This window comes from Pseudomonas sp. MYb185 (genome assembly GCF_002979975.1).
Lineage (GTDB): Bacteria > Pseudomonadota > Gammaproteobacteria > Pseudomonadales > Pseudomonadaceae > Halopseudomonas.
Genome location: NZ_PCQD01000019.1, coordinates 1 through 23060, shown reverse-complemented (window position 1 = coordinate 23060; position 23060 = coordinate 1). Strand labels below are relative to the sequence as shown.

The following is a 23060-nucleotide window of genomic DNA, read 5'->3' as shown; positions in this document are numbered from 1 at the left end:
CTTAGGGCTGTCAAGACTTGTAAGCAAAGGTAAAGCCTCGGTAATATCGCACCCCTTGTGATGGGCCGCACGGCATGTAGGACATGTCTTATCCGATGAGCCACGCAAGCGACAGGAAAGGAATGGCTGTGCCTAAAGATTCTGTGGTAGCACAATGGTATCTAATTCAAAGCAAGCCAAGACAAGAAGTCCGTGCTGAAGAGAACTTGCGCAACCAGCATTTTGCCTGTTACTGCCCCCTGCATTCCGTCGAGAAGATCCATAAAGGGAAGAGGACTGTCACACAACAGCCATTATTCCCTGGGTATCTTTTCATCAATCTCTGCAAGCTGACCGATAACTGGCACAGCATCCGCTCCACTCGGGGCGTGCAGCGTCTTGTCACCTTTGCCAATGAACCCCTTGCTGTACCGGATGAGATTATTCATGGCCTGCAGTCGCGCCTAATGGATGTTGGCGATAAGCCACTATTTGAGGCGGGCACGCAAGTGACTATTACCGAAGGCCCATTCAAGGATCTGGATGCCATTTTCTGCAAAGCGGATGGCGAAGAGCGCGCAATCATTCTGCTCAACTTACTGCACCGGCAGCAACAGATACGCGTGCCGCTGAAAGCGTTGAAAATCTGATTCGAACATTTTGAAACAACTGCTGTCTCACTAGCGCCGTGGCGTCAACGTCCCGGCGTCAACAATTTGATTTGGTATGTCCTCAAGAAGACGACATTAAATCTTGGGGCGGTAGCGTGCCAAAAATTGGATTTGGGGTGTAGCGTCCCCGCGCTACGCCTTGTAGGAGCGCCGCCTCGGCGCGATGGCGTCCAAAGGACGCCCACCTTTTGTATCACCGAGCATCGGCTCAGCGATCAACGAACAATGTAAAAGCAGGAAAACCCTATGTGCGGAATAGTAGGTGCAGTCGCTAAACGCAATATCACCCCCATCCTTATAGAGGGGCTACGCCGCCTCGAATACCGCGGCTATGACTCTGCTGGCGTCGCAGTTCTTGCCAGCGGCAACGGCATCAGACGCACCAGAGCGGTAGGTAAGGTCATCGAGCTGGAAAATGCTCTGGAAGCAGAACCCGTCCATGGCCATTTGGGTATAGCTCACACCCGTTGGGCCACCCACGGTAAACCGGCTGAACGTAATGCCCACCCGCATATCTCCGAACGTCTGGCCATCGTCCATAACGGCATTATCGAAAATCATGGCGCACTGCGTAAAAAACTGATCGAGCTCGGCTACAACTTCACCTCGGAAACCGACACTGAAGTAGTTGCCCACCTGCTGGCACATCACTACGCCCAAAAGAAAAACCTACTCTGTGCCTTCCGCACTACCCTGGCTGAACTTCATGGTGCCTACGCCCTCGGGGTGATCCATCAGGACGAACCCAATACCCTCTACTGCGCTCGTATGGGTAGCCCATTGGTAATAGGTGAGGGTAGCGAGGAGCGTTTTATCGCTTCTGATCCATTGGCTCTTTTGCAAGTGACGGACCAGTTCGTTTATCTGGAAGAAGGTGACCACGCCCGGCTGACGATGGAAAGTCGCGAAATTTGGAACCGTCAGAACCAAGCGGTGGAATACCCGATACTACGCTACGAACACGCAGCGCACAGCTTGGAAAAAGGCGAGTATCGTCACTATATGATCAAGGAAATTTATGAGCAGCCCGCCGCTATTGCCAACACGCTGGATGGCACCCTTGCCGAAGACCACGTGCTGACAGCCGTGCTGGGTCCGGAAGCGGAAACCCGTCTGGCCGATATCCAGAACATTCATATAGTTGCCTGTGGCACCAGCTACCACGCCGGTTTGGTAGCGCGTTACTGGATTGAGGAGCAGGCCGGTTTGCCTTGCCAGGTAGAAGTCGCCAGCGAATACCGCTACCGTCAGGTCGCCGTACCAGCCAATACCCTTCTTATTACTATCTCCCAGTCCGGTGAGACCGCAGACACCTTGGCCGCACTGCGCTACTCAAAGGAACAGGGCTACCTGGCCAGTTTGGCCATCTGTAACGTGGCTGGCAGCTCTTTGGTGCGCGAGGCTGACTGGCGCCTGCTTACCCAGGCTGGACCGGAAATTGGCGTAGCCTCCACAAAAGCTTTTACAACCCAACTGGTCGCCCTGTTGTGGCTGACTACTGCCTTGGCCCAAGTCAATAACCGCGCGCCCGAACTGATCAGCGCAAACGTGCGTGCGCTACGCGGCCTGCCGGTCTTGGTTGAGCAGGCTTTGAGCCTAGATGGCCAGATCGAAGAGTTAGCCTCCACCTTCGCCAATAAACATCATGCATTGTTCCTTGGTCGCGGCACTCACTACCCAATCGCCATGGAAGGAGCTCTTAAGCTCAAAGAAATCTCCTATATCCATGCGGAAGCTTACGCTGCAGGAGAGCTTAAGCACGGCCCGCTGGCACTGGTCGATGAGGACATGCCAGTGGTCAGCATTGCCCCCAGTGACAGCCTGCTGGAAAAACTCAAATCCAACCTGCAGGAAGTGCGCGCCCGTGGTGGTCAACTGATCAACTTTGCTTGCGAAAGGGCAGAGCTGGACAACGGCGAAGGTATAACCCACATAGAGCTGCCTTGGGTCTATGAAAGCGTATCGCCCATCATCTACACCCTGCCGCTGCAACTGCTTAGTTATCATGTGGCACTGGTAAAGGGCACAGACGTAGACAAGCCAAGAAACCTGGCCAAATCCGTAACGGTGGAATAACCAGCTGCTCGACGCTCCCTTTCCAGGGAGCGTCGAGCGCCAGTTTGATGAGAAAGGGCGAAGCCCTGCCGTGATACATGGACAAGCTAAAGAGGTGGTTTGGAGCAGGAAGAGTTGACCGAGCGGGTAGATGGTAGCTCAAGCGGACCGGAGCAGTTTGCCGAGTTTCTTGAGTTGTCAAAACAGACTGCCTCAGCTAAATCGAATAAAATGAGTTTCTTATGGTCACCCGTATAACTAGCGGGGTGGTATCACTGATTGCGTATCAGCAGCCTGCTGAAAGAAATCAAGGCCATTCAACTACTTGCTGGATACCCCCCCCCGCTACCTCCTGTTTAACATCGGCAACAACCAATCCATACAATTGTCACGCGTTATTCAGAATAAAAAACGGCAAGCAGTATAGAACCAATCCACTAGAATTTCTTAATTAACCTTCATCACTTCAGTGAAACCATGTTAGCGACCAACCACAAGCGCATTCTACGCAACACGGGTATGCTCTACATCCGCATGCTGCTAGCCATGGCGATTGGCCTGTACACCTCCCGCGTGGTGCTGGATGTATTGGGGGTGGAAGATTTTGGTACCTACCACGTAGTGGCCGGTTTTGTTGCCTTGCTCGGCTTTATGCAGGGCGCCATGTCCACCGCCACCCAGCGCTACTTTGCTTTTGACCTGGGCCAGAATAAAGGTAACGACCTGCGCGGTCTGTTTAACACGAGTCTGCAGGTGCACGCATTGTTGGCCACCTGCATTGTCCTGATAGCTGAAACCCTAGGTTATTGGTTTGTCAGCACCCAGCTGACCATTTCGCCAGACAGGTTGCAAGCCGCGCTGCAGGCTTATCACCTGTCGGTTGCTGCCTTTGCCGTCAGCGTGATGACAGTACCCCTGATCGCTATGCTGATGGCCAATGAACGTATGGGTCTGTTTGCCCTGATGAGTATGGCCGATATCCTGCTCAAATTGGTAGCGGTATTGCTTTTATCCTACTTGGCCTACGACAAACTGAGTATGTACGCCGCCTTGTTGCTGGTTGTGGCGCTGATCACCTTCAGCGGCTACCTGCTGATCAATCGGATCATTTTTTCCTCTGTACGCCTGCAGTGGGGGTTTAATGCAGTAGGCTTTCGTAGCATGTTGGGTTTCACTGTTTGGAATACATGGGGCAACTTGGCGGCGGCGCTGTCGGAGCACGGCAATAACGTCCTGCTCAATATCTTCTTCGGCCCTGTCGTCAATGCCGGCCGCAGTATAGCCACGCAGGCCAACGGAGCGCTGAACCAGTTTGTGACAAACGTACAGGCGGCGGTTAATCCGCAAATTGTTAAGCTTTATGCAAGCGGAGATCGTCAGAAAATGCACGACCTAGTGCAACGGGCATCAAGATATAACTTCTTGATCTTGTTGGTTTTGGCGATGCCTGTACTTTTCTATACTCAACAGTTACTGGAAATATGGTTGGTGGAGCCTCCGGAGTATGCCGCGTTGTTTCTGCGGCTAGCAATCATCGTATCCTTGATTGACTCTATATCAAGACCGCTGATGACATCAGCGCAAGCTACGGGGAAAATTCGTCTATACCAGTCGGTAGTCGGGGGTATATTGCTTATGAATATGCCTGTTTCTTTTGTTTTAATAAAGGTGTGGTACCATCCGGCACTAATTATGCTGTCTGGGATTTTGGTTTCATTAATCGCGTTGGTCGCCCGTCTAGTTATACTAAAACGCTTGACAGGGGTGTCGGTCGATATCTATGTAAGGATTGTGATCTGTCGGGTCGTTTTGGTTGGTGTTGCGGCTGGAGTTCTAAATTATTTTATGGTTTTGCAAGCAAATTCCGATATGCTACTTTTTTTTGGGCTGGTCGGGAGTTCACTAGGCACGTTGTTAATGGTTTGGGTTATGGGTTTGGATTCAATTGAAAAAAAGTTTTTGGTTGGTATGTTGGGGCGGGCTGTAAGAGGGTAGTTTAACTTTGTCGGCCTGCAGGGCCAAAGGCAAAGTATTTAGATATACATAGCGAGGTTGTTCATGGGTTTTTTTTATAAATCGATAGTTGATGGAAGGTTTTTTAAGGCTTTGGCGAGAGCCGTTCTTCCAGTGGGGCTTGCTAATAGGATTAGGCGTAAAGTTTATGCAAATAAAAATATAAGGCTGGTATTTGGGTTGAATGAGGTAGTTTTAAATTGTAATGGACTCGGGCTGAAAGGTGTTATTCCAGTTGTTTACTGGGATGGGCTGCCTAATTTTGGCGATATGATAGGGCCTTATCTGATCTCAAAAATTACTGGTTATCCGGTTTTGAATATAATTGACTCAGCTGAGCCGGGATTTATGACTGTTGGCAGTATAATGCATCATATTAATAGAAGAGGGATGATTGTTTGGGGGAGTGGATTAATAGAGCAGCCTACAGAGCAGTTGATGAGATTGATAAAAAAATATGAGCCTGAGATTTTGTCTGTGAGAGGGAAAGAAACCGCAGGCTGGCTAAAAAAGGCCGGCGTTAAAGTGTCTAACCTAGATGCTCTAGGTGATCCAGCCTTGATAATGCCTTTGTTTTATACGCCGAGTTTGAGGGAAGTTGGGGGTTTGGTTACTGTCTGTCCTCATTATACTCATAAGTCTAGGTTCCTTGAATGCTTTTCAGGGATAGATGGGGTGGGGGTTGTGGATGTGCAAAGAGACTTGGAGTATGTTGTCGATAGTATCAGCTCCTCGAAAGTATGCATCTCAACATCACTGCATGGTCTCATAATATCGCAGGCTTATGGTGTGCCTTGGGTTTGGCTAGAGGTAGTGGATAATAATCTCAGGGGCGACGATTTCAAGTTTAGAGATTTTTTTTCCACGCTGAATGAGTCTCAAGTTGTGCGTGTTCGTGTTGCCCAGCATGAGCTGGCAGGCCTTGATCTTCATGTTATTGCATCTAAAGCAGTGCTTCCGGATAAGCGGTATAAAGAAGAATTGATACTTGGTGCGCTTAAGACGCGATTAGCTAGTCTAGGTGAACCTTAAATAGGTGAGGCGTTGCTGTTTTATTCTTGAGTTTACTCTGTCGCGGCGGGAGACGTCTATGACCCCTTCGGGGGGGGGCGTAAAGAACATTTTCAGTGCGGATAAGTTCAAGGCGAATTTTGAGTGTGAACACTTCTGTTAGCGAGGCCGCCTGGGCTGTTGGTGTTAGCTTTGCTGCAGGTTAGAATCTATTGGTCTGGGTCTGTTTGTTGACCTTGACGAGTAACTGGCGGCACCCTGTTGGATGCGTAAGATTGAAGGTTGAACCTTATCAAAATCGTAAAGTTAAATATTGCATTGCGACGAAGTGTCTACTTTAAAGGAATCCTCCCCGATGCTTAACCCTACCTTTTCGGTCGTTATCCCTACCTGCGATCGACCTGAATATCTTCGTGAGGCTGTGAGTAGTGTCCTCGCACAAACACTGCCTGCTCACGAGATTATCATCGTTGATAACGGCCGGGAGGCTGTTGATTCTGCGCAACTGCCAGTAAGTGAAAAGTTGCAAGTAATCCGTGCGTTACCACGCTTCGGCGTTGCCCAGGCCCGTAACTTGGGCGCGATTCTTTCAACTGGCGACTATATAGCCTTTCTGGATGATGATGACGGCTGGGATGCGGGTTACCTGCAGTCGGTTCTGCTTACTGTGGAGGAAAGTGGTGCAGAAATTGTGCTCGGTCGTCTCCGTGACGGTAAAACGGGTACCCCGATTAGTGGTAAACAAGCAAGCTTTAATGGTCGAGACGATTTGATTCGCCAGATCCTCCGTCGCAACCCTGGGGCAGTAGGTAGTAATACCATAGTTAAAAGAGCATGCTTTGCTGAGACGGCGGGGTTTGATCCTTTAATTACAACAAATGAGGACAAGGCGCTGATTTTCGATTTGCTGAGTAAAGGAGCGCAAGCTGTTCGCGCACAGGATGCATGGGTGCAGTTTCGTAACGATGGAGAGGGGCCCCGTCTGACTGATCTGCACAAGCGTATTGAAGGGAGAGACCGCTTTTTCCGCAAATATCGGCACCAGATGAGTACTGGCGACCGCCTATTCAATATGATTCAGCTTGTTCGGCTACGCCTGCAGCATTGGTTCAGGAGGTCTTGATGGGTGTCAAAACTTTGGTTAGGCGCTTGCCTGGTGTTGTGAGCGGGGTGAGACTGGGTAAGCGCATGGTTGCGATTGCCCGGCGAGGGAAGATGGGGGCATACGCTGGAGCGCCCAACGGAGAGCACGGCTTAGGTATTCTGGCGCTGCCGGATAGTCGTCACAGATTTGTCGGGTATTACGACCATAGCCCCTTCAAGCCGGATGATGAACGGCTGCTGCTGGTTCACTCCACTCGCCATCCAGCGTGGCGTCGTCCATCAGCCGCTGTCCCTGTTTGTATCGAACTCATCAACCACCAGGACAGCACAGTCGTGTGCGAACTGGGTGAGTCTTATGCTTGGAACTGGCAGCAAGGCGCGCGTGCGTTGTGGCTGAACGCTGAGACAATCATTTTCAATGTTTACGACTCGGCTATGGATCGTTACAGGGCGCGCATGGTGCGTTGCGACGGCACGCATCTGGCAGATCTCACCATCCCTGTTCAAGAAATCGATAGCCAAGGTCGGATCTATGGTCTGTCCTACGAGGCGTTGGCGGCAGTCCGTCCTGATTATGGCTACCGCAACCGGCAGCCTGGCTCACATGAACTTGCTGGCAATGCGATTGAGCAGTTTGATCCGTCTACGCATATGCATAATGTGTTGATCCGCCTGTCGACACTGCAGAAGCAGGCTCAAACCAGGCATGGCAGCCCTATCATGCAGGCGAAGTTAAACCATGTGATGGCCAGTCCAAATGCAGCCCGTTTGGTTTTTCTGTTTCGGTATTTTGTGGGTGGGCGGCGGATAACAGATCTCTATGAGATGTCTACTAATGGAGGCCCGGCCCGTTTGCTTGTGGCAGACAGCGGTGTAAGCCATGTCTGCTGGTGGGGAGATGATAAAGTGATCGCCACTATGATGGGAGTGGGTGGGTTTGGCTACTATGTTGTGCCTATTGACGCTGCGGAACCGACGTTGATGTGGGCGCAGCAGGATGGGCACCCGAGTTGCGTCGATGAGCGATATTTGTTAACGGATACCTACCCTGATCGGTATGCGCTCCGACGCCTTTTGATGCGCTCCGTTGATACCGGAGGGCTTACAGAGCTGGGGGCCTTCCCTGAGCCATTGTTTTACCAGGGGGAGACCCGCTGTGATCTTCATCCTTCATTGAGCCCTTCCGGTCGGTATATTCAGGTGGATTGCGCTATTGGGCACCGCCGGAGTGTTGCTATTTTAGCTAATCCGTTGTTTGGCGGGGGCGGCGCATGAGTCAAAACAATGTTGTCATCGCCTTGTTAGATAAAGCCTGGCCACCGCAGCACTCTTTTGTGGATGGCATGCTCACAGACGTAGCAGCCCAAGAGGCTGACCTGAAAATACGGTTATGCGTTTCGCGAGTAAGTAAAAATGATCTTCAACCAAGGCCATATCGTGGAGTCGCCTGCATACCTGGGCTGCATCCTCGCCGAGGAGGTGGTCGTCTCAAGAACTTGTGGGCTGCTTTGTGGCTGATTCATTACCAAGCTCGCCGCGAGAAACAACGAGGTAATCGCGTTGTTCTGTTTGTACGCAATGACCCAATTTATTTGCTAGCTGCTTTGTTGGTGCGTTCTCGAGTGGACCGGCTGGTATTCCAGAGCAGCTTCCCCCACGAAGAGTTCAGCGGGCATGCCGTTAAGCGTCGTATTGCCAGAATGTTATACCGCATAGCAGGCCGTGGTGTGGATGTTGTGACCGGTGTCAGCCCTGAAGGTGTTGCTCGGGCACAGCGTTTGTGCCCATCGGCAATGGCGGGTGGGCATATCCCCCTGCTGGCAGATTTCCCGCCAGCCAGTCAGAATCGTAATGAGCGTACTTGCCCAAAGGGCGGCCCCATTTTTGTTTATATCGGTACCCATAATACCGGACGCGAGTTGCCGACGGTTATGGCTGGCATTGTCCGCGCCGTGGCGAAAGGGGCTGTGGCGCAATTTCGTTTTGTCGGCGCAACGGAAGCGGATGAAAACCGCCTGCGCCAGGTAGAGGGCGTTGATGGTCTTATCGCTCGGGGCATCCTATACCTGGAACGCCCTGTACCACGGCAGGAAATTCCATTAATACTGTCTAACTGTGATGTAGGTGTAAGCCTCATACCGCCGAGGCCGGTGTATTATGAATCTTCCCCCACCAAACTTGCGGAGTATATGGGAGCAGGTCTTGCCGTGCTGGCAAGTAATGGCATACCTATGCAGGAAAGGTTTGTAAGCGAGTCTCGTTCTGGCATTCTTGTCGCATGGGGGGAAGACACAATAGCTGAAGGGATTTGCATTTTGAGTAAGGACTTTGAAGCTATTAAAAAATATGGTGAAAATGCCGCTTTTTTTTCGACAAGGTCATTGCAATACCGGTTTTACATTTCCGGGTTTCGTCAGCTTTTGGGTGTCTAGTGAGGCTACGAAGTTGAATAATAATCTGTATAACTTTGTTGGTTGAAGCTATGTATAGTTCTATTTTGTATCTGACTTTATTTTCTGGTTTGTTGGTCTTGTCAGTTTCGGTATTTAACGTGAGAGAGGTGAAGGCCGCCTCGCTCGGCCTGTCGGTCTTTGTGGCTTCCTTGTACTCGCTTTTTATTGCAATTCGGCCAATTGAGTTTGGGACTGATACTGAAGCGTATCTTCGGGCGTATAATGGTGCTACCGGTTTGCTTGGGTTTGAGGTAAAAAATAACTTCGAAATTGGTTATAATCTGCTTATGTCTTTTTTTAAGCAGATAGGAGTTGGTTTTCCTTTGTTTGTTTTTTTTTCGAGCGTTATTTTTCTGCTTATTATAGTAGCTTACTCTAGAAAGCTGAAGGTCAATGAGTTTTTTGTGATCTCCTTTGTTGTTCTTAGTTCTGCATTGCTGAGCTTGTACACTAATATTTATCGCCAAGGATTGGCTTTAAGCTTTGTTGTTGCAGCGTCGTATTACCTTTATAAGTCAAGGTATTTCGGTTTTTTGATCGCTGGTGTTGCTGCTTCTCTTTTTCATGTGACTTCTCTGGCGTTTTTACTTATTTTGGTGTCTGCGAAAATACTTTGTAATAAAGGGGGGTATGTTGCACTTCCTCTTTTGTTTGTTTTCTTTTTTGGTGTTTTTTTTATTTACTTGAATATCGATTTTGTTTTGTCTGTTTTTGAGTTTTTGGGAGTTTCGGGTAAGAGCTACAATAGGCTTGAGATGTATATCTCGGACGACAGTTCGTCTGGTGTTGGTGTTGGGGTTCTGCTAAGTGGGATGTTGGTTGTTCTGTCAGTGTTGATGTTGCGTAAAGTGGGGGGGCGCGAAAGGGTCGAGTTAGGTGGGGTTGAGTATGATGTGGCATTTATTAGGTATATTACTTATATTTGCCTTAATTCGTTGTTGTTTTATGTTGTTTTTAGCGGGTTTGGTGTTATTTCTAGAGTTTATGCTTATTCTATTTTTTTTGAGTCTGTTCTTCTTTTTTTTGTGTTGTCTTTTTTGTTTGGAAGAGGTTCCATTGTAAGTATTATTGCAATGCTGGCTTTGTTCTTTGGAGTGGCGGGTAAATTCCTGGTTCCTCTTTACCTTTCTCTTGGTTGATGTTTTTTTTGGTGTTGTGGTTGTATGGTGGTTTTGAAGTGCGCTGGTGCTTTAAGCTGAACAAAGGAGGCTGCTAAAATTTGTTGTGGCGTTGGGCTGTGAGAGCTGGAGAGGTTGTTCAGTATTTTAAGCTCGATAAGCTTTGGTGAATAATTTAAATCAAATTTCTATTTTAAATAAATGGTGCTTTTATGCAACTAAACCTCGCCATCATCGGCCTAGGCTACGTCGGACTTCCCTTGGCTGTTGAGTTCGGAAAAAAGCGCCCCGTTGTGGGCTTTGATATCAACACCCGCCGCATTGCCGAGTTGCAATCCGGTCAAGATTCCACTCTTGAGGTGAGCGAAACGGAGTTGAAAGAAGCCATTGGTTTGAGCTGCACAGCCAATCTGAACGATCTGCGTAACTGCAACTGTTTCATCGTCACCGTGCCGACACCGATTGATGACTATAAGCGCCCCGATCTGACGCCGCTGATTAAAGCCAGTGAAACCATTGGTCAGGTACTGAAAAAAGGCGATATTGTGATTTACGAATCCACGGTCTATCCGGGCGCAACTGAGGAGGACTGCGTGCCAGTGCTGGAGCGGGTGTCTGGTTTGAAGTTCAACCAGGATTTCTTTGCAGGCTATAGCCCAGAACGTATCAACCCGGGGGATAAAGAGCACCGTGTTCACAACATCATGAAGGTGACATCCGGTTCTACGCCGGAGATTGCCGAGGTGGTGGATCGGCTGTATCAGGAAATCATCGTGGTGGGTACGCACAAAGCCTCCTCAATTAAGGTGGCCGAAGCGGCGAAGGTGATTGAGAACACCCAGCGTGATGTGAATATTGCACTGGTCAATGAGTTGGCGTTGATTTTCAACAAGATGGGCATTGATACCCAGGCAGTGCTCGAGGCCGCTGGCACCAAGTGGAATTTTCTACCATTTCGTCCGGGTCTGGTGGGGGGGCACTGCATTGGTGTTGACCCCTACTATCTAACGCATAAGGCGCAAGCCATTGGCTACCATCCGGAGATGATTCTGGCCGGGCGGCGCATCAATGATGGCATGGGGGAGTACGTGGTTAGCCAACTGGTTAAGGCAATGGTCAAAGCGTCGATTGGCGTGGCTGGTGCCAAGGTTCTGGTGATGGGGCTAACCTTCAAGGAGAACTGCCCGGATCTGCGTAATACCCGTGTGGTGGATATCTTTGCCGAGCTTGAAGATTATGGTGTTGAGCCGGTTGTCTATGACCCCTGGGTGAGTGTGGCCGAAGCACAGCATGAATATGGCATTACACCGGTCAGCGAGCCACAGGCGGGGGCCTATGATGCCATTATCTTGGCGGTCAGTCATGAGCAGTTCCGGGAGTTGGGCGCTGCTGGTATTCGTGCCCTGGGTAAAGACAAGCATGTGCTGTATGACCTGAAGTACCTGCTTGCCGCCGATGAAAGTGACTTGAGGTTGTAACCATGACTGCGTATCAAAACCTATTGGCGGCCCTCCCGCAGCAACCCAAAACTTGGCTGGTCACCGGCGTAGCCGGCTTTATCGGCTCCAATCTGCTGGAAACCCTGCTCAAGCTGGATCAGCGCGTGGTGGGGCTGGATAACTTTGCCACCGGCCACCAGCACAATCTGGATGAGGTGCAGGGGGAGGTGAGGCCGGAGCAGTGGGCGCGCTTCAATTTTCTAGAAGGCGATATACGCAATCTGGATGATTGCCAGCGTGCCTGTGAGGGAGTGGATTACGTGCTGCATCAGGCGGCACTGGGCTCGGTGCCGCGCTCAATCAATGACCCCATCACCACTAATGCCACCAATATTAATGGTTTTCTGAATATGCTGGTTGCCGCTCGCGATGCGGCTGTCAACAGCTTTACCTATGCCGCGAGCAGCTCTACCTATGGTGACCACCCGGCACTGCCCAAGGTTGAGGAAAATATTGGCAAGCCGCTGTCGCCCTACGCCGTGACAAAATATGTGAACGAGCTGTACGCCGATGTGTTTGCCAAAACCTACGGTTTCAGGTGCATTGGGTTGCGCTACTTCAATGTGTTCGGTAAACGCCAGGACCCTGAGGGTGCTTACGCTGCTGTTATCCCCAAGTGGACAGCTGCGATGATTCAACGGGAAGAGGTGTTCGTTAATGGTGACGGCGAAACCAGCCGTGATTTCTGTTACATCGACAATACAGTGCAAGCCAACCTGTTGGCCGCCACGGTAAGTAATCCTGAAGCGAATAACCAAGTGTACAACGTTGCAGTGGGTGACCGCACCACTCTCAACCAGTTATTTGAAGCTATTCGCACGGCGCTGGTAGCCAATGAGATTAATCCTACTGCGGCGCCGAGCTATCGCGACTTTAGAGCAGGGGATGTGCGGCACTCCCAGGCGGATGTGAGCAAGGCCGGTAAGCTGCTTGGCTATGAGCCTGATTACCGGATCGCAGAAGGTATTGAGCTTGCCATGCCTTGGTATATAGCCAACGTGAGCGAGCGGAGCTGAGTATTTCTGCATATATTCATTAGCTAGGCTCACAGCGGAGGACGCGTGAAGAAAGTTTTACTCATGGTCGTTAACGATGCGTCATTTTTTATTTCACATAGGTTGCCGGTTGCGGAGGCTGCTCGCTCCTCGGGTTACACGGTGTTCATCGCGACCATGCCAGGTGCGAAAGTTGCGGATATTCAGTCCGAAGGTTTTGAGCATTATATGTTGCCCTTTTCACGTAGTGGTAAGAATGTATTTTCAGAGATCAGGGCATTTTCCTCTCTGGTTCGCTTGCTGTGGCAGGTGAAGCCGACTTTGCTTCACCTTGTTACTATCAAACCCGTCCTTTATGGTGGTTTGGCTGCAAGGTTGGCCCCGGTAGGTGGTGTGGCAAGTGCGGTATCGGGCCTTGGTTACGTATTTATGTCTTCTGGCAGAAAAGCAGTGATAGTGCGTAATGTTGTATCTATCATGTATAGCCTCGCATTTGGAAAGAAAAATCTACGTGTCATTTTTCAGAATCCTGATGATCGTGATGTGCTGTTATCTGCTGGGGCATTGGATAGGTCTAAGGTGAAAATGATCCGTGGGTCTGGGGTTGATCTGTCTTCTTATCAAGCTTTTCCTGAGCCTGCCAGACTGCCTATGGTTTGCTTTGCTGCGCGGTTACTTCGTGATAAGGGTGTGTATGAATATGTTGAGGCTGTGAGCCTGCTTCATGAGAGAGGAGTACAGGCGACTTTCAGGCTCGTTGGTGATCCAGACCCCGGTAACCCAACTTCGATTACCAGTGAAGAAATTGAAAGGTGGCGACAGGAAGGGCTGATGGAGGTGCTTGGCTATCGTAAAGACATTGCTGAATTGTTTGCTGACGCTCATTTAGTAGTGCTGCCATCCTACCGGGAGGGTTTACCTAAGGTATTGCTTGAGGCAGCGGCTTGCGGACGGGCGGTGGTTACTACTGATGTTCCTGGTTGTAGGGACGCGATTGATCCGGGCGTGACTGGCCTGCTTGTGCCAGTAAAAAACGTAATTGCGCTGGCAGATGCGATGCAGAAGTTAATTGAGGATAGCGCATTGCGCCAGAAAATGGGCGCGGCAGGCCGTGCCATGGCCGAGCGTGAGTTCGCTATTGAAAACATTGTTCAGCAGCACTTGGATATTTATGCCGAGCTGGAGAGCAATATTGGAAAATAAATCTATTTTTGTAACGGGTGGCACGGGCTTTATCGGTCAGAAAGTGTTGAACTTGCTGAACAGGAGAGGATATACAATGACGGCAGCGGTTCGGGACACATCCGCTGCTATATTACCAGTTCCCATTTTTCAGTTTGATGAATTGTCTGCCGATCAGCCTTGGGCGAGGGGGGTAGCTGGACAGGAAGTGGTCATTCACAGCGCTGCACGTGTCCACATCATGAGCGATCAGTCTGCTGATTCGCTGGGTGAGTTTCGAAAAGTTAATGTCGATGGTAGCTTGAGTCTGGCACGGCAGGCTGCTGAGGCTGGTGTTAAGCGCTTCATCTTTATCAGCTCTATCAAGGTGAACGGGGAAGGCACAGAGCCAGACAAACCCTATACGGCTTTTGACACTCCTGCGCCACAAGACCCTTACGGTGTCTCCAAAATGGAAGCAGAGCATGGGTTGCGCGAGATTGCCAAAACCACCGGAATGGAGGTAGTCATCATCCGTCCTGTGCTGGTGTATGGGCCGGGGGTAAAAGCCAATTTTCGCAGCATGATGAGTTGGTTGAGCAAAGGTGTGCCGTTGCCGTTAGGAGCGATTCATAATAAACGTAGCTTGGTTTCCCTGGATAACCTCGTGGATCTGATAGTGACTTGCATTGACCATCCGGCTGCTGCGAATGAGACCTTCCTGGTCAGTGATGGAGAGGATTTGTCTACCACGGAAATGCTGCGTCGTATGGGGCAGGCGCTGGGCAAGAATGCGCGTTTGCTGCCTGTACCTGCCGGGCTGCTTGAAGCCGGTGCTGCCATGTTGGGCAAGCGTGCGGTTGCGCAGCGTTTATGTGGCTCTCTGCAGGTTGATATCCGCCATACACGTGAAACCTTGAACTGGAGTCCGCCTGTGTCGGTTGATGATGGTTTTCGCGCTGCTGCTTCTGCCTTTCTGAACGAGTAATCGCATGTCTTTATGGATTTTGTTGCCAGGTGTTTTTAGTGTTGCTTTGCTATTGACCTGGATGCTGCGCCGTTATGCCTTGTCTCGCAGCCTGATGGATATACCCAATGCGCGTAGTTCGCATTCAATTCCTACGCCTCGGGGCGGTGGTGTAGCTATTGTCCTGGCCTATCTGGCTGTGCTGCCGCTGATAGGTCATCAAGGTTGGTTGAGTTGGCCGTTGGTCATTGGGCTGATGGGAACGGGCGCTTTGGTAGCAGTGATCGGTTTTTTGGATGACCACGGCCATATTGCGGCGCGCTGGCGGCTGTTGTCTCACTTCATGGCGGCAGCCTGGTTGTTGGCCTGGCTGCCGGAGCTGCCACGATTGGCGTTGCTGGGTACGAGCTTTGATCTTGGATTGATCGGTTATGTGCTGGCAGCGGTGATGTTGGTGTGGCTGCTGAATCTGTACAACTTCATGGATGGTATTGATGGTATCGCCAGTGTGGAGGCGATTACCGTTTGTGTGGGGGGCGGGCTGCTGTATGCACTGGTAGGAATACCGATGTTGGCCACCGCACCCTTGCTACTGGGTGCTGCTGTAGTAGGGTTTCTGGTCTGGAACTTTCCGCCTGCGCGTATCTTCATGGGGGACGCGGGCAGTGGTTTTCTGGGGGTGATGCTCGGCGGGCTGGCCTTGCAGGCTGCGTGGGTGGCTCCGCAGTTGCTTTGGGCCTGGTTGATTCTGTTGGGCGTATTTGTGCTGGATGCCACCTTTACCCTGCTGCGCCGGCTGATGCGTGGGGACAAGGTGTATGAGGCTCACCGCAGTCATGCCTATCAATATGCGTCGCGTGAATACGGTGCCCATCTACCGGTTACGCTGGCGGTGCTGGCAATCAATGTACTTTGGCTGCTGCCCTGGGCCTGTGTAGTGGCGCTTGGTTATATCGATGGGTTGTTGGGCTTGTTGATTGCCTATCTGCCATTGGCTGTGCTGGCAGTAAAATTCAATGCTGGCCAATTGGAGAAAGCGTGATGGCTCGTACTCTGCTTGTATTGGGTGCAGGTGGTCATGGTAAATCCGTGGCCGAGGCGGCTTTGTTGGGTGGGCAATGGAATGCTGTGCTCTTTCTTGATGACGCCTGGCCGGATGTGACCGAGGCATTGGGTTGCGAGGTCCGGGGCAAGGTTGCAGATATTGCGCAGTTTGCAAGTTGTTGCGAGGGTGCCATAGCTGCGGTGGGTAATAATTCAGTACGTGAACATTGGATTGGTCTGATTGAGCAAGCGGGAATTGAACTGGTTTCCGTCGTGCATCCCAAAGCGTGGGTTAGCCCCAGCGCAATGGTTGGTGCTGGCACTGCCGTGATGGCCGGTGCGGTGGTCGGCACCGTGTCGAAGGTGGGCAAGGGGGCGATCATCAATGCCAATGCCACGGTGGACCATGATGTGGTGATGGAAGAACTGTCCCATATAGGTGTGGGCGTGCAACTGGCTGGCGGTGTGCGGGTTGGGGCGCGGGCTTGGTTGCAGGCGGGTAGTAGTTGCGGATATCACGTGGTGGTGGAAGCGGGGGTGAAGCTGGGGCCAGGGACGGTGTTGGCGTAGCGCAGGCGCGCTACACCCCATTGAGGCCGCTGGTATTTTCTGTGCTCTGATTCAGTTGTTGGTGGGCCAGGGCACTTGCTCTGGTGGTATCAGCTCACCGTCCCAGCCGACTACCGGAATGGTTTTTCCTGGTGCCTGCTTGATCACTGCAGTCAGGTTCGGTGGCCGATAGGGTGCCGGGGCAATGTCTTTGTCCACTGGCGCGTCGTGCTGGACATGCTCCAGTTGCCAGCGCTGCAGGGCGGAGATGTGCAGGCGTTCATTGACGGTTTCTTCTTCTGGGTTGGGTGAATTGCGGCGGCTGTTGGTGAGGCTGACGTTGTTGCGGATCAGGCCATCGAGCTTGCCGGTTGCTGGTGTGATCACGTCGCAGATTGTGCGCAGGTAAGGGTAGGTATGGCTGAGCATGGCGCGGTACAGCAGCGTTCGGCTTTCGATGCCTTTGCCGTTTATGCGTGATTCTATGGGTTGTTGCAGATCCAGCGTGGTGTCGTGGGGTTCGATGGCGAGGCCGGTGTGGGTGCGCAGGCGCTTGATCATCCAGTCGAGGGTGATGTCCGAGAGGTCGCTGTCGGGGTAGGAGCCGCCTATGTTGGAGTGGACGCCGGGAAACCAGACCTGTTCGACTATCTGACCGGGTGGCAGTGCCTGATTGATGGGTTTTTCCCACAGGGTGGGTGGGAAGGCGGCGCGCTTTTCATCGATGGCCAGGGCGTGCAGTGCTATATCGACGTGCGGCCCCAGGCGTACGTCATGGAAGTACCAGCGTGAGGCGAAGGACAGGTTCTTGGCCCAGTCACCTGGTATGCCCAGTGAGCCGACGGTGTCCCATACGCCGACGCATTTGATCCGGATGTTTTCGTGGCGCTTGAGGTTGTCGATCGCGGCTATGGCGGTCTTTCTTGCTTCGTTGTTGTCGTATTTATCCGAGCGGCGAATGTCCAGCAGCTGTTCCAGAGGACCGCCGAGGCAGGATGGGTGGAATATGCCCGCCAGGTTGAGCAGTCCCGCGAGGCTGCGGGCAGTGTAGGCTCCCCTGGAGAAGCCGAAGAGGTAGATCTCATCACTTGGCTGGTAGTTGTTGCCGAGGAAGCGGTAGGCGTCGATAACATTGTTATCCAGCCCGGCGCCGCTGAAGCCGCCCCGCACTTTTTCTCCCTTCGCTGTCCCAACGCCGCGTCCGTAATAGAGAACCTGGCTGGTGCCATCGTCTGCGACTGCCGGGACCGAGCGCAGGAGCTTGACGATGTTGGTTACCTTGTCGCTTTTGTCGTTGGAATTCCAGGTGCCGTCCAGGCACAAGACCAGTCTTCTTTTGGGCATGACTTTCTCCTTGTCATTGAGGGGGGAATTATTCTGTATAGCTCATTTGGTGTTTTTTGGGGGAGGCGTAGCGCCCGAACGCGGACCGGGGCGCTACACCCCTGGCATTATCTCTACGTTAAGTCACACTAAGTGTAACTTTGTGTGGAGGTGGGGTAGTGTGCGCCTCATGCTTGCCTCGACAATTTTTGGGAGAAGAGTGATGGATGGTCAAGACATTCGCTGGGTGCAGCGTTTGGCAAACTTCAAGCGGGCGCGAGCTCGGCTGGTTAGCGCGGTGGAGTTGGCGCATTCCCGGGACCTGAGTGACTTGGAGAAGCAAGGAGTGATTCAGGCGTTCGAATTCGTCTTTGAACTGGCCTGGAATGTGATGAAGGACTACTTTCTCTATCAGGGCAACCCAGGCATAACAGGGTCCAGGGACGCTATCCGTAATGCCTTCAAACATGGGCTGATTGCTGATGGGGAAGGCTGGATGGAGATGATCAAGAGTCGTAATCAGTCTGCCCATACTTACAACGAGTCTGTTGCCAACGAGATCACCGATAAGATCCTGAATAGCTATCATGATTTGTTCGCTCGGTTCGAGACGGATATGCAGAGTAGGGCCGAGGCAATATGACAACCTTGCTATACGGTCTGCCTGACGAGGCGATTGAGCAGTTGACGCAGGTATTCAACCAGTGGCCGCAGATTGATGAGGTTCTGCTGTATGGCTCGCGTGCCAAGGGAAACTATCGACCTGGATCGGATATCGATCTGACGATCAAGGGAGAGATGCTGGATCTGTCGATGCTGTTGACGATAGAAAACCAGATCGATGATTTGTTGCTGCCCTGGACGGTGGATCTGTCACTGCTGCACCGGATTGACAATGCGTCGCTTGTTGAACATATCGAGCGTGTTGGGGTTCCCTTTTATGTCAAGCATGATGCGGCCTTGACACAGGCGTAGCGCTCGAACGCGAACCGGGCGCTATACCCCATGACTGTTGTGATGGTTGTACGCATCTTGTTTGGCTAACGATTCCCTCCCGTTGCCAGTCGCGTCATATCGTTTCTGCGAAGCTGGGTTTGGGTACAGATTCAGTCTGAACTCTTTCTGCGCTACGCTTTCTTATTTTCTGAAAAAACTTATTGAGAATCAGGAGTTACCGTGAAGGTCACTAAAGCTGTTTTGCCGGTTGCTGGGTTGGGTACGCGCTTTCTTCCGGCCAGTAAGGCGATCCCCAAGGAGATGGTCACGGTGGTGGACAAGCCGGTGATCCAGTATGTGGTCGAGGAGGCATTGGCGGCTGGGATCAATGAGATCGTTTTGGTGACGCATTCCAGCAAGAAGGCCATCGAGGATCACTTCGATGTGAACTACGAGCTGGAGGCAGAGCTGGAGCGCCGGGGCAAGAAGGAACTGTTGCAGGTGCTGCGCGACATCGCGCCGCCGGAGCTGAAAGTGACAGCGGTGCGTCAGGGCCGTGCACTGGGCCTGGGCCATGCGGTGTATTGTGCCCGCCCGGTGGTGGGTGACGCACCCTTTGCGGTACTGCTGCCGGATGTGCTGGTGGAGCAGGGTACGGGTGCCACCAACGATCTGGGTTTGATGACGCAACGCTTTATCGAGACCGGCGGCCATGCCCAGATCATGGTTGAGCCGGTACCGGAGGAGCTGGTCAGCCAGTATGGGGTGGTGGATATCAGTGGCATTGAGCTGCAGGCCGGTAATCATGCGCTGATGACCCGGGTGGTGGAGAAGCCGCCGCGTGAAGAGGCGCCTTCCAACCTGGCGGTTGTCGGCCGCTATGTATTGCCGGCGCGTATCTTCGAGCTGTTGGCCAATACCCAGCCGGGCGCCGGTGGCGAGATTCAGTTGACCGATGCGATTGCCGAGCTGATGAAAGGGGAAGGTGTCGAGGCTTGGCATATTTCCGGCCGTTCCTATGATTGCGGCAGCAAGCTGGGTTATCTGGAGGCGACCGTCGCCTATGGTTTGCAACATCCGCAGTTGGGCGCTGATTTCCGGGCGATGCTGGCGCGTTACCAAGGCTGAGGATTGATCCATGTACATTGAGGTGTATGGCGATACGCTGTGCGCACTGGTCAGCTCTGCGGCGCTGGCATCCACTGGGCATCAAGTTACCTTGCATGTGCCTGCCGGCCCGATAGCCGATGCGCTGGACGGTGAGGAATTTCCCTTTCGTGAGCCGGGTCTTGCCAGTCTGATGGCCGAGCAGAAGCGCTCGGGTCGGTTGATTGTGGCGGGACTCGATGCCTTGCCGGATGAGCGCTGTACGGTGCTGTGGCTGGCCTTGTCGCCCGATGCCCTGGAGTTGGCGCACCGGTTGGTGAACTCCTTGCGGGCGGATATCGACCCGGAATTTCTGGTGGTCAATCAGTCGACCTTTCCGGTTGGCAGCACTGAGGCGTTGCAGGCCTCGCTGTTGAAGCGACCGGGGGCGGATTCCCGTCATGGGGCAGTGGTGAGTATTCCTGACCTGCTGACCGAGGGTGCGGCCTTGAATGGCTTTACCCGTGCCGAGCATTGGATGGTGGGTGCGGACCTGCCCTGGGCCATACGCCTGGTAGCGGAGATCCTGCGCCCGTTCAACCGCCGCCGCGATGCGATCATGCAGATGCGCCCGCGGGAGGCGGAATTCACCAAGCTGGCGATCAACGGCATGCTGGCTACGCGCCTGAGCTATATGAACGATATGGCCAATCTGGCGGACAACCTGGATGTGGATATCGAGCGGGTACGCCAGGGGATGGGGGCGGACAAGCGGATTGGTGAGGCTTATCTGTATCCCGGTTGTGGCTTTGGTGGCCTGAGCTTCTCCCGTGATGTGATGAGTCTGGCCAGTACGCTGCAGCACAGCGGTCTGCAGGCGCAGTTGCTGGAAGAAGTGTTGCAGATCAACGAGCGCCAGAAGGAGGCGTTGTTCCGCAAGTTGTGGCGGCACTATGACAATCACCTGGATGGCCGCAAGGTGGCGATCTGGGGCGTGGCATTCAAGCCCGAGTCCTCGCGCATCGACAACGCGCCGGCGCTGAAGCTGATCGAGGCGCTGTGGGCCCAGGGTGTGCAGGTGCATGTGCATGATCCGCGGGCACTGCCGGCGCTGGCGGAGTGGGCTGGCCAGCGGGATGACCTGGTACTGCATGACGATCCCTATGCGGCGGTTGCCGGGGCGGATGCCTTGATGCTGGTGACCGAGTGGAAGTCGTTCTGGAGCCCGGATTTTGCGCGGATGAAGGCCGAGATGCGCCACCCGCTGGTGCTGGATGGACGCAACGTGTGGGACCCGGCGTATATGAAGCGTAGTGGGTTCACTTATTACGGCATAGGTAGGCGCTAAGTTGGGTTGTCGCGCACCTGCGCGACGACAAGGGACGCCTCAGGCGTAGCGCTCGAACGCGGAGCGGGGCGCTACACCCCGTGGGGTTGTTAGAACTTTTACTAAAGGCAGAATTATGATCTGGCGCGTTCTGGCGGACCACGCCGATAGCATGAAGGAACAGCATCTGGCCCAGCTGTTCGCGACGGACCCGCAGCGTTTCGAGCGGTTGCATTGCGAATGCGGGCCTTTGCTGTTCGATTATTCCAAGCAGCGGTTGACCGAGCAGACGCTGGCCAATCTGTTCCAGCTGGCCAAACAGAGCAAGCTGCAGGAATGGATCGGCAAGCTGTTCAATGGCGAGTTGGTCAACTGTACCGAGGGCCGGCCGGCCATGCACTGGGCGCTGCGGCTGCCGGCGGAGGCCGAGTGCCGGGTTGGGGGCGAAGACGTCACCGCCCAGGTGCATGAGCAGTTGGGGCAGATGGAGCGCATCGTCAACAAGATTCACTCTGGTCAGTGGCGCGGTGTGACCGGTGAGGTGGTGACCGATGTGGTCAATATCGGGGTGGGTGGCTCGGATCTGGGGCCGCTGATGATCAGTGATGCGCTATGTGACAGTGTCATGCTCACCTCATCACGCCTGAACATGCATTTTGCCTCGACCATGGATGGTAGTCAGCTGTCGCAGTTGCTGCGCACGCTCAATCCGCACTCGACGCTGTTCATCATCTCCTCCAAGTCGTTCACCACCATCGATACCCTGAGCAATGCCGATACCGCCCGGCATTGGTTGCAGCACACGCTGGGCAGCAAGCCGGGTGTGCTGCATTGCCATTTCCTCGGGGTGTCTTCCGCTGCGGCGAAGATGACCGAGTGGGGGATCAGTGAGGAGCACCAACTGCGGATCTGGGACTGGGTGGGGGGGCGCTACTCCCTGTGGTCGGCGATTGGCTTGCCGATTGCGCTGACGGCGGGGATGGACGGCTTTCGCCGCCTGCTGGCCGGGGCGCATTTGATGGACGAGCATTTCAAGTCGGCTCCCTGGGAATCCAACCTGCCGGTGCTGATGGCGATGATCGGCGTATGGAATACCAATATCTTGGGAATTAACGCCCAGGCGATACTGCCCTATGATGGGCGATTGAAGCATCTGCCGCTGTATCTGGAGCAGCTGGAGATGGAGTCCAACGGCAAGAGCGTGACCCGTGAAGGGAAGCTGGTGGAGCACCATACCTGTCCGATCATCTGGGGTGATGTGGGGCCGAATGCCCAGCATGCCTTCTATCAACTGTTGCACCAGGGCACCGAGGCGGTGACCTGTGACTTCATCATGCCGGCGCGGCGTTATCACGAAACCCGGGACGAGGTAATGGAAGAGCTGGTGGCCCAGCATGAGCTGGCGTTGGCCAACTGCCTGGCGCAGTCGCGGTTGCTGGCGCTGGGGGACGCTGCGTTGAAGGACCCGGAGAGCATGCCGGTCTATCAGCGTTATCGGGGGAACCAGCCGAGTTCGACACTGCTGCTGGACGAGCTGACGCCCTACAGCCTGGGTGCGCTGATTGCGATGTATGAGCATAAGGTGTTCGTGCAATCGGTGATCTGGGGTATCAACCCGTTCGATCAGTGGGGGGTTGAGATGGGCAAGCGGTTGGCGGTGGATACGCTGGCAAGGATTCGGGGGGAGACGCAGGAGTTGGAGGGGGCGGATTCTTCGACGGCCGGGTTGTTGAGGCGGATTTTGGGGGAGTGAAGGGGCTCCCCCTCTC

At 53.2% G+C, this 23060-nt stretch carries 20 protein-coding genes; 19 read left to right on the top strand and 1 reads right to left on the bottom strand.

Going from position 1 to position 23060, the window contains the following annotated elements:
• The first annotated feature begins 95 nt into the window (after positions 1 to 95).
• From rfaH to CQ007_RS17920, 14 genes are all read left to right on the top strand, one after another.
• Positions 96 to 629 (top strand): transcription/translation regulatory transformer protein RfaH, encoded by a 534-nt coding sequence (gene rfaH / locus CQ007_RS17985; protein ID WP_256582331.1) that lies wholly within the window; start codon positions 96 to 98, stop codon positions 627 to 629.
• Positions 630 to 896: 267 nt separating this feature from the next.
• Entirely contained in the window at positions 897 to 2726 is a 1830-nt protein-coding gene (gene glmS / locus CQ007_RS17980; RefSeq protein ID WP_105647220.1) for a glutamine--fructose-6-phosphate transaminase (isomerizing), read from the top strand.
• A 456-nt stretch (positions 2727 to 3182) separates the two neighbouring features.
• Positions 3183 to 4700, top strand: coding sequence for a lipopolysaccharide biosynthesis protein (locus tag CQ007_RS17975; protein WP_105647219.1), 1518 nt, complete (start codon positions 3183 to 3185; stop codon positions 4698 to 4700).
• Between the two features lie 63 nt (positions 4701 to 4763).
• Positions 4764 to 5750, top strand: a complete 987-nt coding sequence (locus tag CQ007_RS17970; protein WP_105647218.1) for a polysaccharide pyruvyl transferase family protein — start codon at positions 4764 to 4766, stop codon at positions 5748 to 5750.
• Between the two features lie 334 nt (positions 5751 to 6084).
• Positions 6085 to 6852: a glycosyltransferase family 2 protein gene (locus CQ007_RS17965; protein WP_105647217.1), complete on the top strand. Its 768-nt coding sequence runs from the start codon at positions 6085 to 6087 to the stop codon at positions 6850 to 6852.
• On the top strand, positions 6852 to 8108 hold the full coding sequence (locus CQ007_RS17960) for a hypothetical protein (protein ID WP_105647216.1): 1257 nt from the start codon (positions 6852 to 6854) through the stop codon (positions 8106 to 8108). Before CQ007_RS17965 ends, CQ007_RS17960 begins: the two co-directional genes overlap by 1 nt.
• A complete protein-coding gene (locus tag CQ007_RS17955; RefSeq protein ID WP_105647215.1) occupies positions 8105 to 9265 on the top strand; it encodes a glycosyltransferase in 1161 nt (386 codons plus the stop codon). Before CQ007_RS17960 ends, CQ007_RS17955 begins: the two co-directional genes overlap by 4 nt.
• A gap of 50 nt (positions 9266 to 9315) precedes the next feature.
• Entirely contained in the window at positions 9316 to 10425 is a 1110-nt protein-coding gene (locus CQ007_RS17950) for an EpsG family protein (RefSeq protein ID WP_105647214.1), read from the top strand.
• Between the two features lie 191 nt (positions 10426 to 10616).
• Positions 10617 to 11882, top strand: a complete 1266-nt coding sequence (gene tviB / locus CQ007_RS17945) for a Vi polysaccharide biosynthesis UDP-N-acetylglucosamine C-6 dehydrogenase TviB (RefSeq protein WP_105647213.1) — start codon at positions 10617 to 10619, stop codon at positions 11880 to 11882.
• A 2-nt stretch (positions 11883 to 11884) separates the two neighbouring features.
• Positions 11885 to 12919 (top strand): NAD-dependent epimerase/dehydratase family protein, encoded by a 1035-nt coding sequence (locus CQ007_RS17940; RefSeq protein ID WP_105647212.1) that lies wholly within the window; start codon positions 11885 to 11887, stop codon positions 12917 to 12919.
• 45 nt (positions 12920 to 12964) lie between these two features.
• Positions 12965 to 14101: a glycosyltransferase family 4 protein gene (locus CQ007_RS17935; RefSeq protein WP_218278914.1), complete on the top strand. Its 1137-nt coding sequence runs from the start codon at positions 12965 to 12967 to the stop codon at positions 14099 to 14101.
• Positions 14091 to 15047 carry an SDR family oxidoreductase gene (locus tag CQ007_RS17930; protein WP_256582330.1) on the top strand — a complete coding sequence of 319 codons (957 nt, stop codon included), beginning with the start codon at positions 14091 to 14093 and terminating at the stop codon, positions 15045 to 15047. The genes CQ007_RS17935 and CQ007_RS17930 overlap by 11 nt, the downstream gene beginning before the upstream one ends.
• Before the next feature lie 4 nt (positions 15048 to 15051).
• Positions 15052 to 16068, top strand: a complete 1017-nt coding sequence (locus CQ007_RS17925; protein WP_105647209.1) for a glycosyltransferase family 4 protein — start codon at positions 15052 to 15054, stop codon at positions 16066 to 16068.
• Positions 16068 to 16640 (top strand): acetyltransferase, encoded by a 573-nt coding sequence (locus tag CQ007_RS17920; RefSeq protein WP_105647208.1) that lies wholly within the window; start codon positions 16068 to 16070, stop codon positions 16638 to 16640. Before CQ007_RS17925 ends, CQ007_RS17920 begins: the two co-directional genes overlap by 1 nt.
• A gap of 51 nt (positions 16641 to 16691) precedes the next feature.
• On the opposite strand, the gene CQ007_RS17915 is transcribed toward CQ007_RS17920, so the two are convergent.
• Complete coding sequence (locus CQ007_RS17915) at positions 16692 to 17963, bottom strand: DUF2235 domain-containing protein (RefSeq protein ID WP_105647207.1); 1272 nt, start codon at positions 17961 to 17963, stop codon at positions 16692 to 16694.
• Positions 17964 to 18165: 202 nt separating this feature from the next.
• On the opposite strand from CQ007_RS17915, the gene CQ007_RS17910 reads away from it, so the two are divergent.
• From CQ007_RS17910 to pgi, 5 genes are all read left to right on the top strand, one after another.
• Positions 18166 to 18585, top strand: a complete 420-nt coding sequence (locus CQ007_RS17910) for a nucleotidyltransferase substrate binding protein (protein ID WP_105647238.1) — start codon at positions 18166 to 18168, stop codon at positions 18583 to 18585.
• On the top strand, positions 18582 to 18917 hold the full coding sequence (locus CQ007_RS17905) for a nucleotidyltransferase domain-containing protein (RefSeq protein WP_105647206.1): 336 nt from the start codon (positions 18582 to 18584) through the stop codon (positions 18915 to 18917). Before CQ007_RS17910 ends, CQ007_RS17905 begins: the two co-directional genes overlap by 4 nt.
• A 201-nt stretch (positions 18918 to 19118) precedes the next feature.
• Positions 19119 to 20006 carry a UTP--glucose-1-phosphate uridylyltransferase GalU gene (galU, locus tag CQ007_RS17900; RefSeq protein WP_105647205.1) on the top strand — a complete coding sequence of 296 codons (888 nt, stop codon included), beginning with the start codon at positions 19119 to 19121 and terminating at the stop codon, positions 20004 to 20006.
• A 10-nt stretch (positions 20007 to 20016) separates the two neighbouring features.
• Positions 20017 to 21312 carry a UDP-glucose/GDP-mannose dehydrogenase family protein gene (locus tag CQ007_RS17895; protein WP_105647204.1) on the top strand — a complete coding sequence of 432 codons (1296 nt, stop codon included), beginning with the start codon at positions 20017 to 20019 and terminating at the stop codon, positions 21310 to 21312.
• A 115-nt stretch (positions 21313 to 21427) separates the two neighbouring features.
• Positions 21428 to 23044: a glucose-6-phosphate isomerase gene (gene pgi, locus CQ007_RS17890; protein WP_105647203.1), complete on the top strand. Its 1617-nt coding sequence runs from the start codon at positions 21428 to 21430 to the stop codon at positions 23042 to 23044.
• Positions 23045 to 23060 lie beyond the last annotated feature (16 nt).

Bases quoted from the DNA above. Each gene is read 5' to 3' on its own strand.
- tviB (WP_105647213.1), top strand. From the start codon at position 10,617: ATGCAACTAAACCTCGCCATCATCGGCCTAGGCTACGTCGGACTTCCC.
- CQ007_RS17950 (WP_105647214.1), top strand. From the start codon at position 9,316: ATGTATAGTTCTATTTTGTATCTGACTTTATTTTCTGGTTTGTTGGTC.
- pgi (WP_105647203.1), top strand. From the start codon at position 21,428: ATGATCTGGCGCGTTCTGGCGGACCACGCCGATAGCATGAAGGAACAG.
- glmS (WP_105647220.1), top strand. From the start codon at position 897: ATGTGCGGAATAGTAGGTGCAGTCGCTAAACGCAATATCACCCCCATC.
- CQ007_RS17920 (WP_105647208.1), top strand. From the start codon at position 16,068: ATGGCTCGTACTCTGCTTGTATTGGGTGCAGGTGGTCATGGTAAATCC.
- CQ007_RS17895 (WP_105647204.1), top strand. From the start codon at position 20,017: ATGTACATTGAGGTGTATGGCGATACGCTGTGCGCACTGGTCAGCTCT.
- CQ007_RS17965 (WP_105647217.1), top strand. From the start codon at position 6,085: ATGCTTAACCCTACCTTTTCGGTCGTTATCCCTACCTGCGATCGACCT.
- CQ007_RS17915 (WP_105647207.1), bottom strand. From the start codon at position 17,963: ATGCCCAAAAGAAGACTGGTCTTGTGCCTGGACGGCACCTGGAATTCC.
- CQ007_RS17975 (WP_105647219.1), top strand. From the start codon at position 3,183: ATGTTAGCGACCAACCACAAGCGCATTCTACGCAACACGGGTATGCTC.
- CQ007_RS17955 (WP_105647215.1), top strand. From the start codon at position 8,105: ATGAGTCAAAACAATGTTGTCATCGCCTTGTTAGATAAAGCCTGGCCA.
- CQ007_RS17910 (WP_105647238.1), top strand. From the start codon at position 18,166: ATGGATGGTCAAGACATTCGCTGGGTGCAGCGTTTGGCAAACTTCAAG.
- CQ007_RS17925 (WP_105647209.1), top strand. From the start codon at position 15,052: ATGTCTTTATGGATTTTGTTGCCAGGTGTTTTTAGTGTTGCTTTGCTA.
- rfaH (WP_256582331.1), top strand. From the start codon at position 96: ATGAGCCACGCAAGCGACAGGAAAGGAATGGCTGTGCCTAAAGATTCT.
- CQ007_RS17960 (WP_105647216.1), top strand. From the start codon at position 6,852: ATGGGTGTCAAAACTTTGGTTAGGCGCTTGCCTGGTGTTGTGAGCGGG.
- CQ007_RS17905 (WP_105647206.1), top strand. From the start codon at position 18,582: ATGACAACCTTGCTATACGGTCTGCCTGACGAGGCGATTGAGCAGTTG.
- CQ007_RS17940 (WP_105647212.1), top strand. From the start codon at position 11,885: ATGACTGCGTATCAAAACCTATTGGCGGCCCTCCCGCAGCAACCCAAA.
- CQ007_RS17970 (WP_105647218.1), top strand. From the start codon at position 4,764: ATGGGTTTTTTTTATAAATCGATAGTTGATGGAAGGTTTTTTAAGGCT.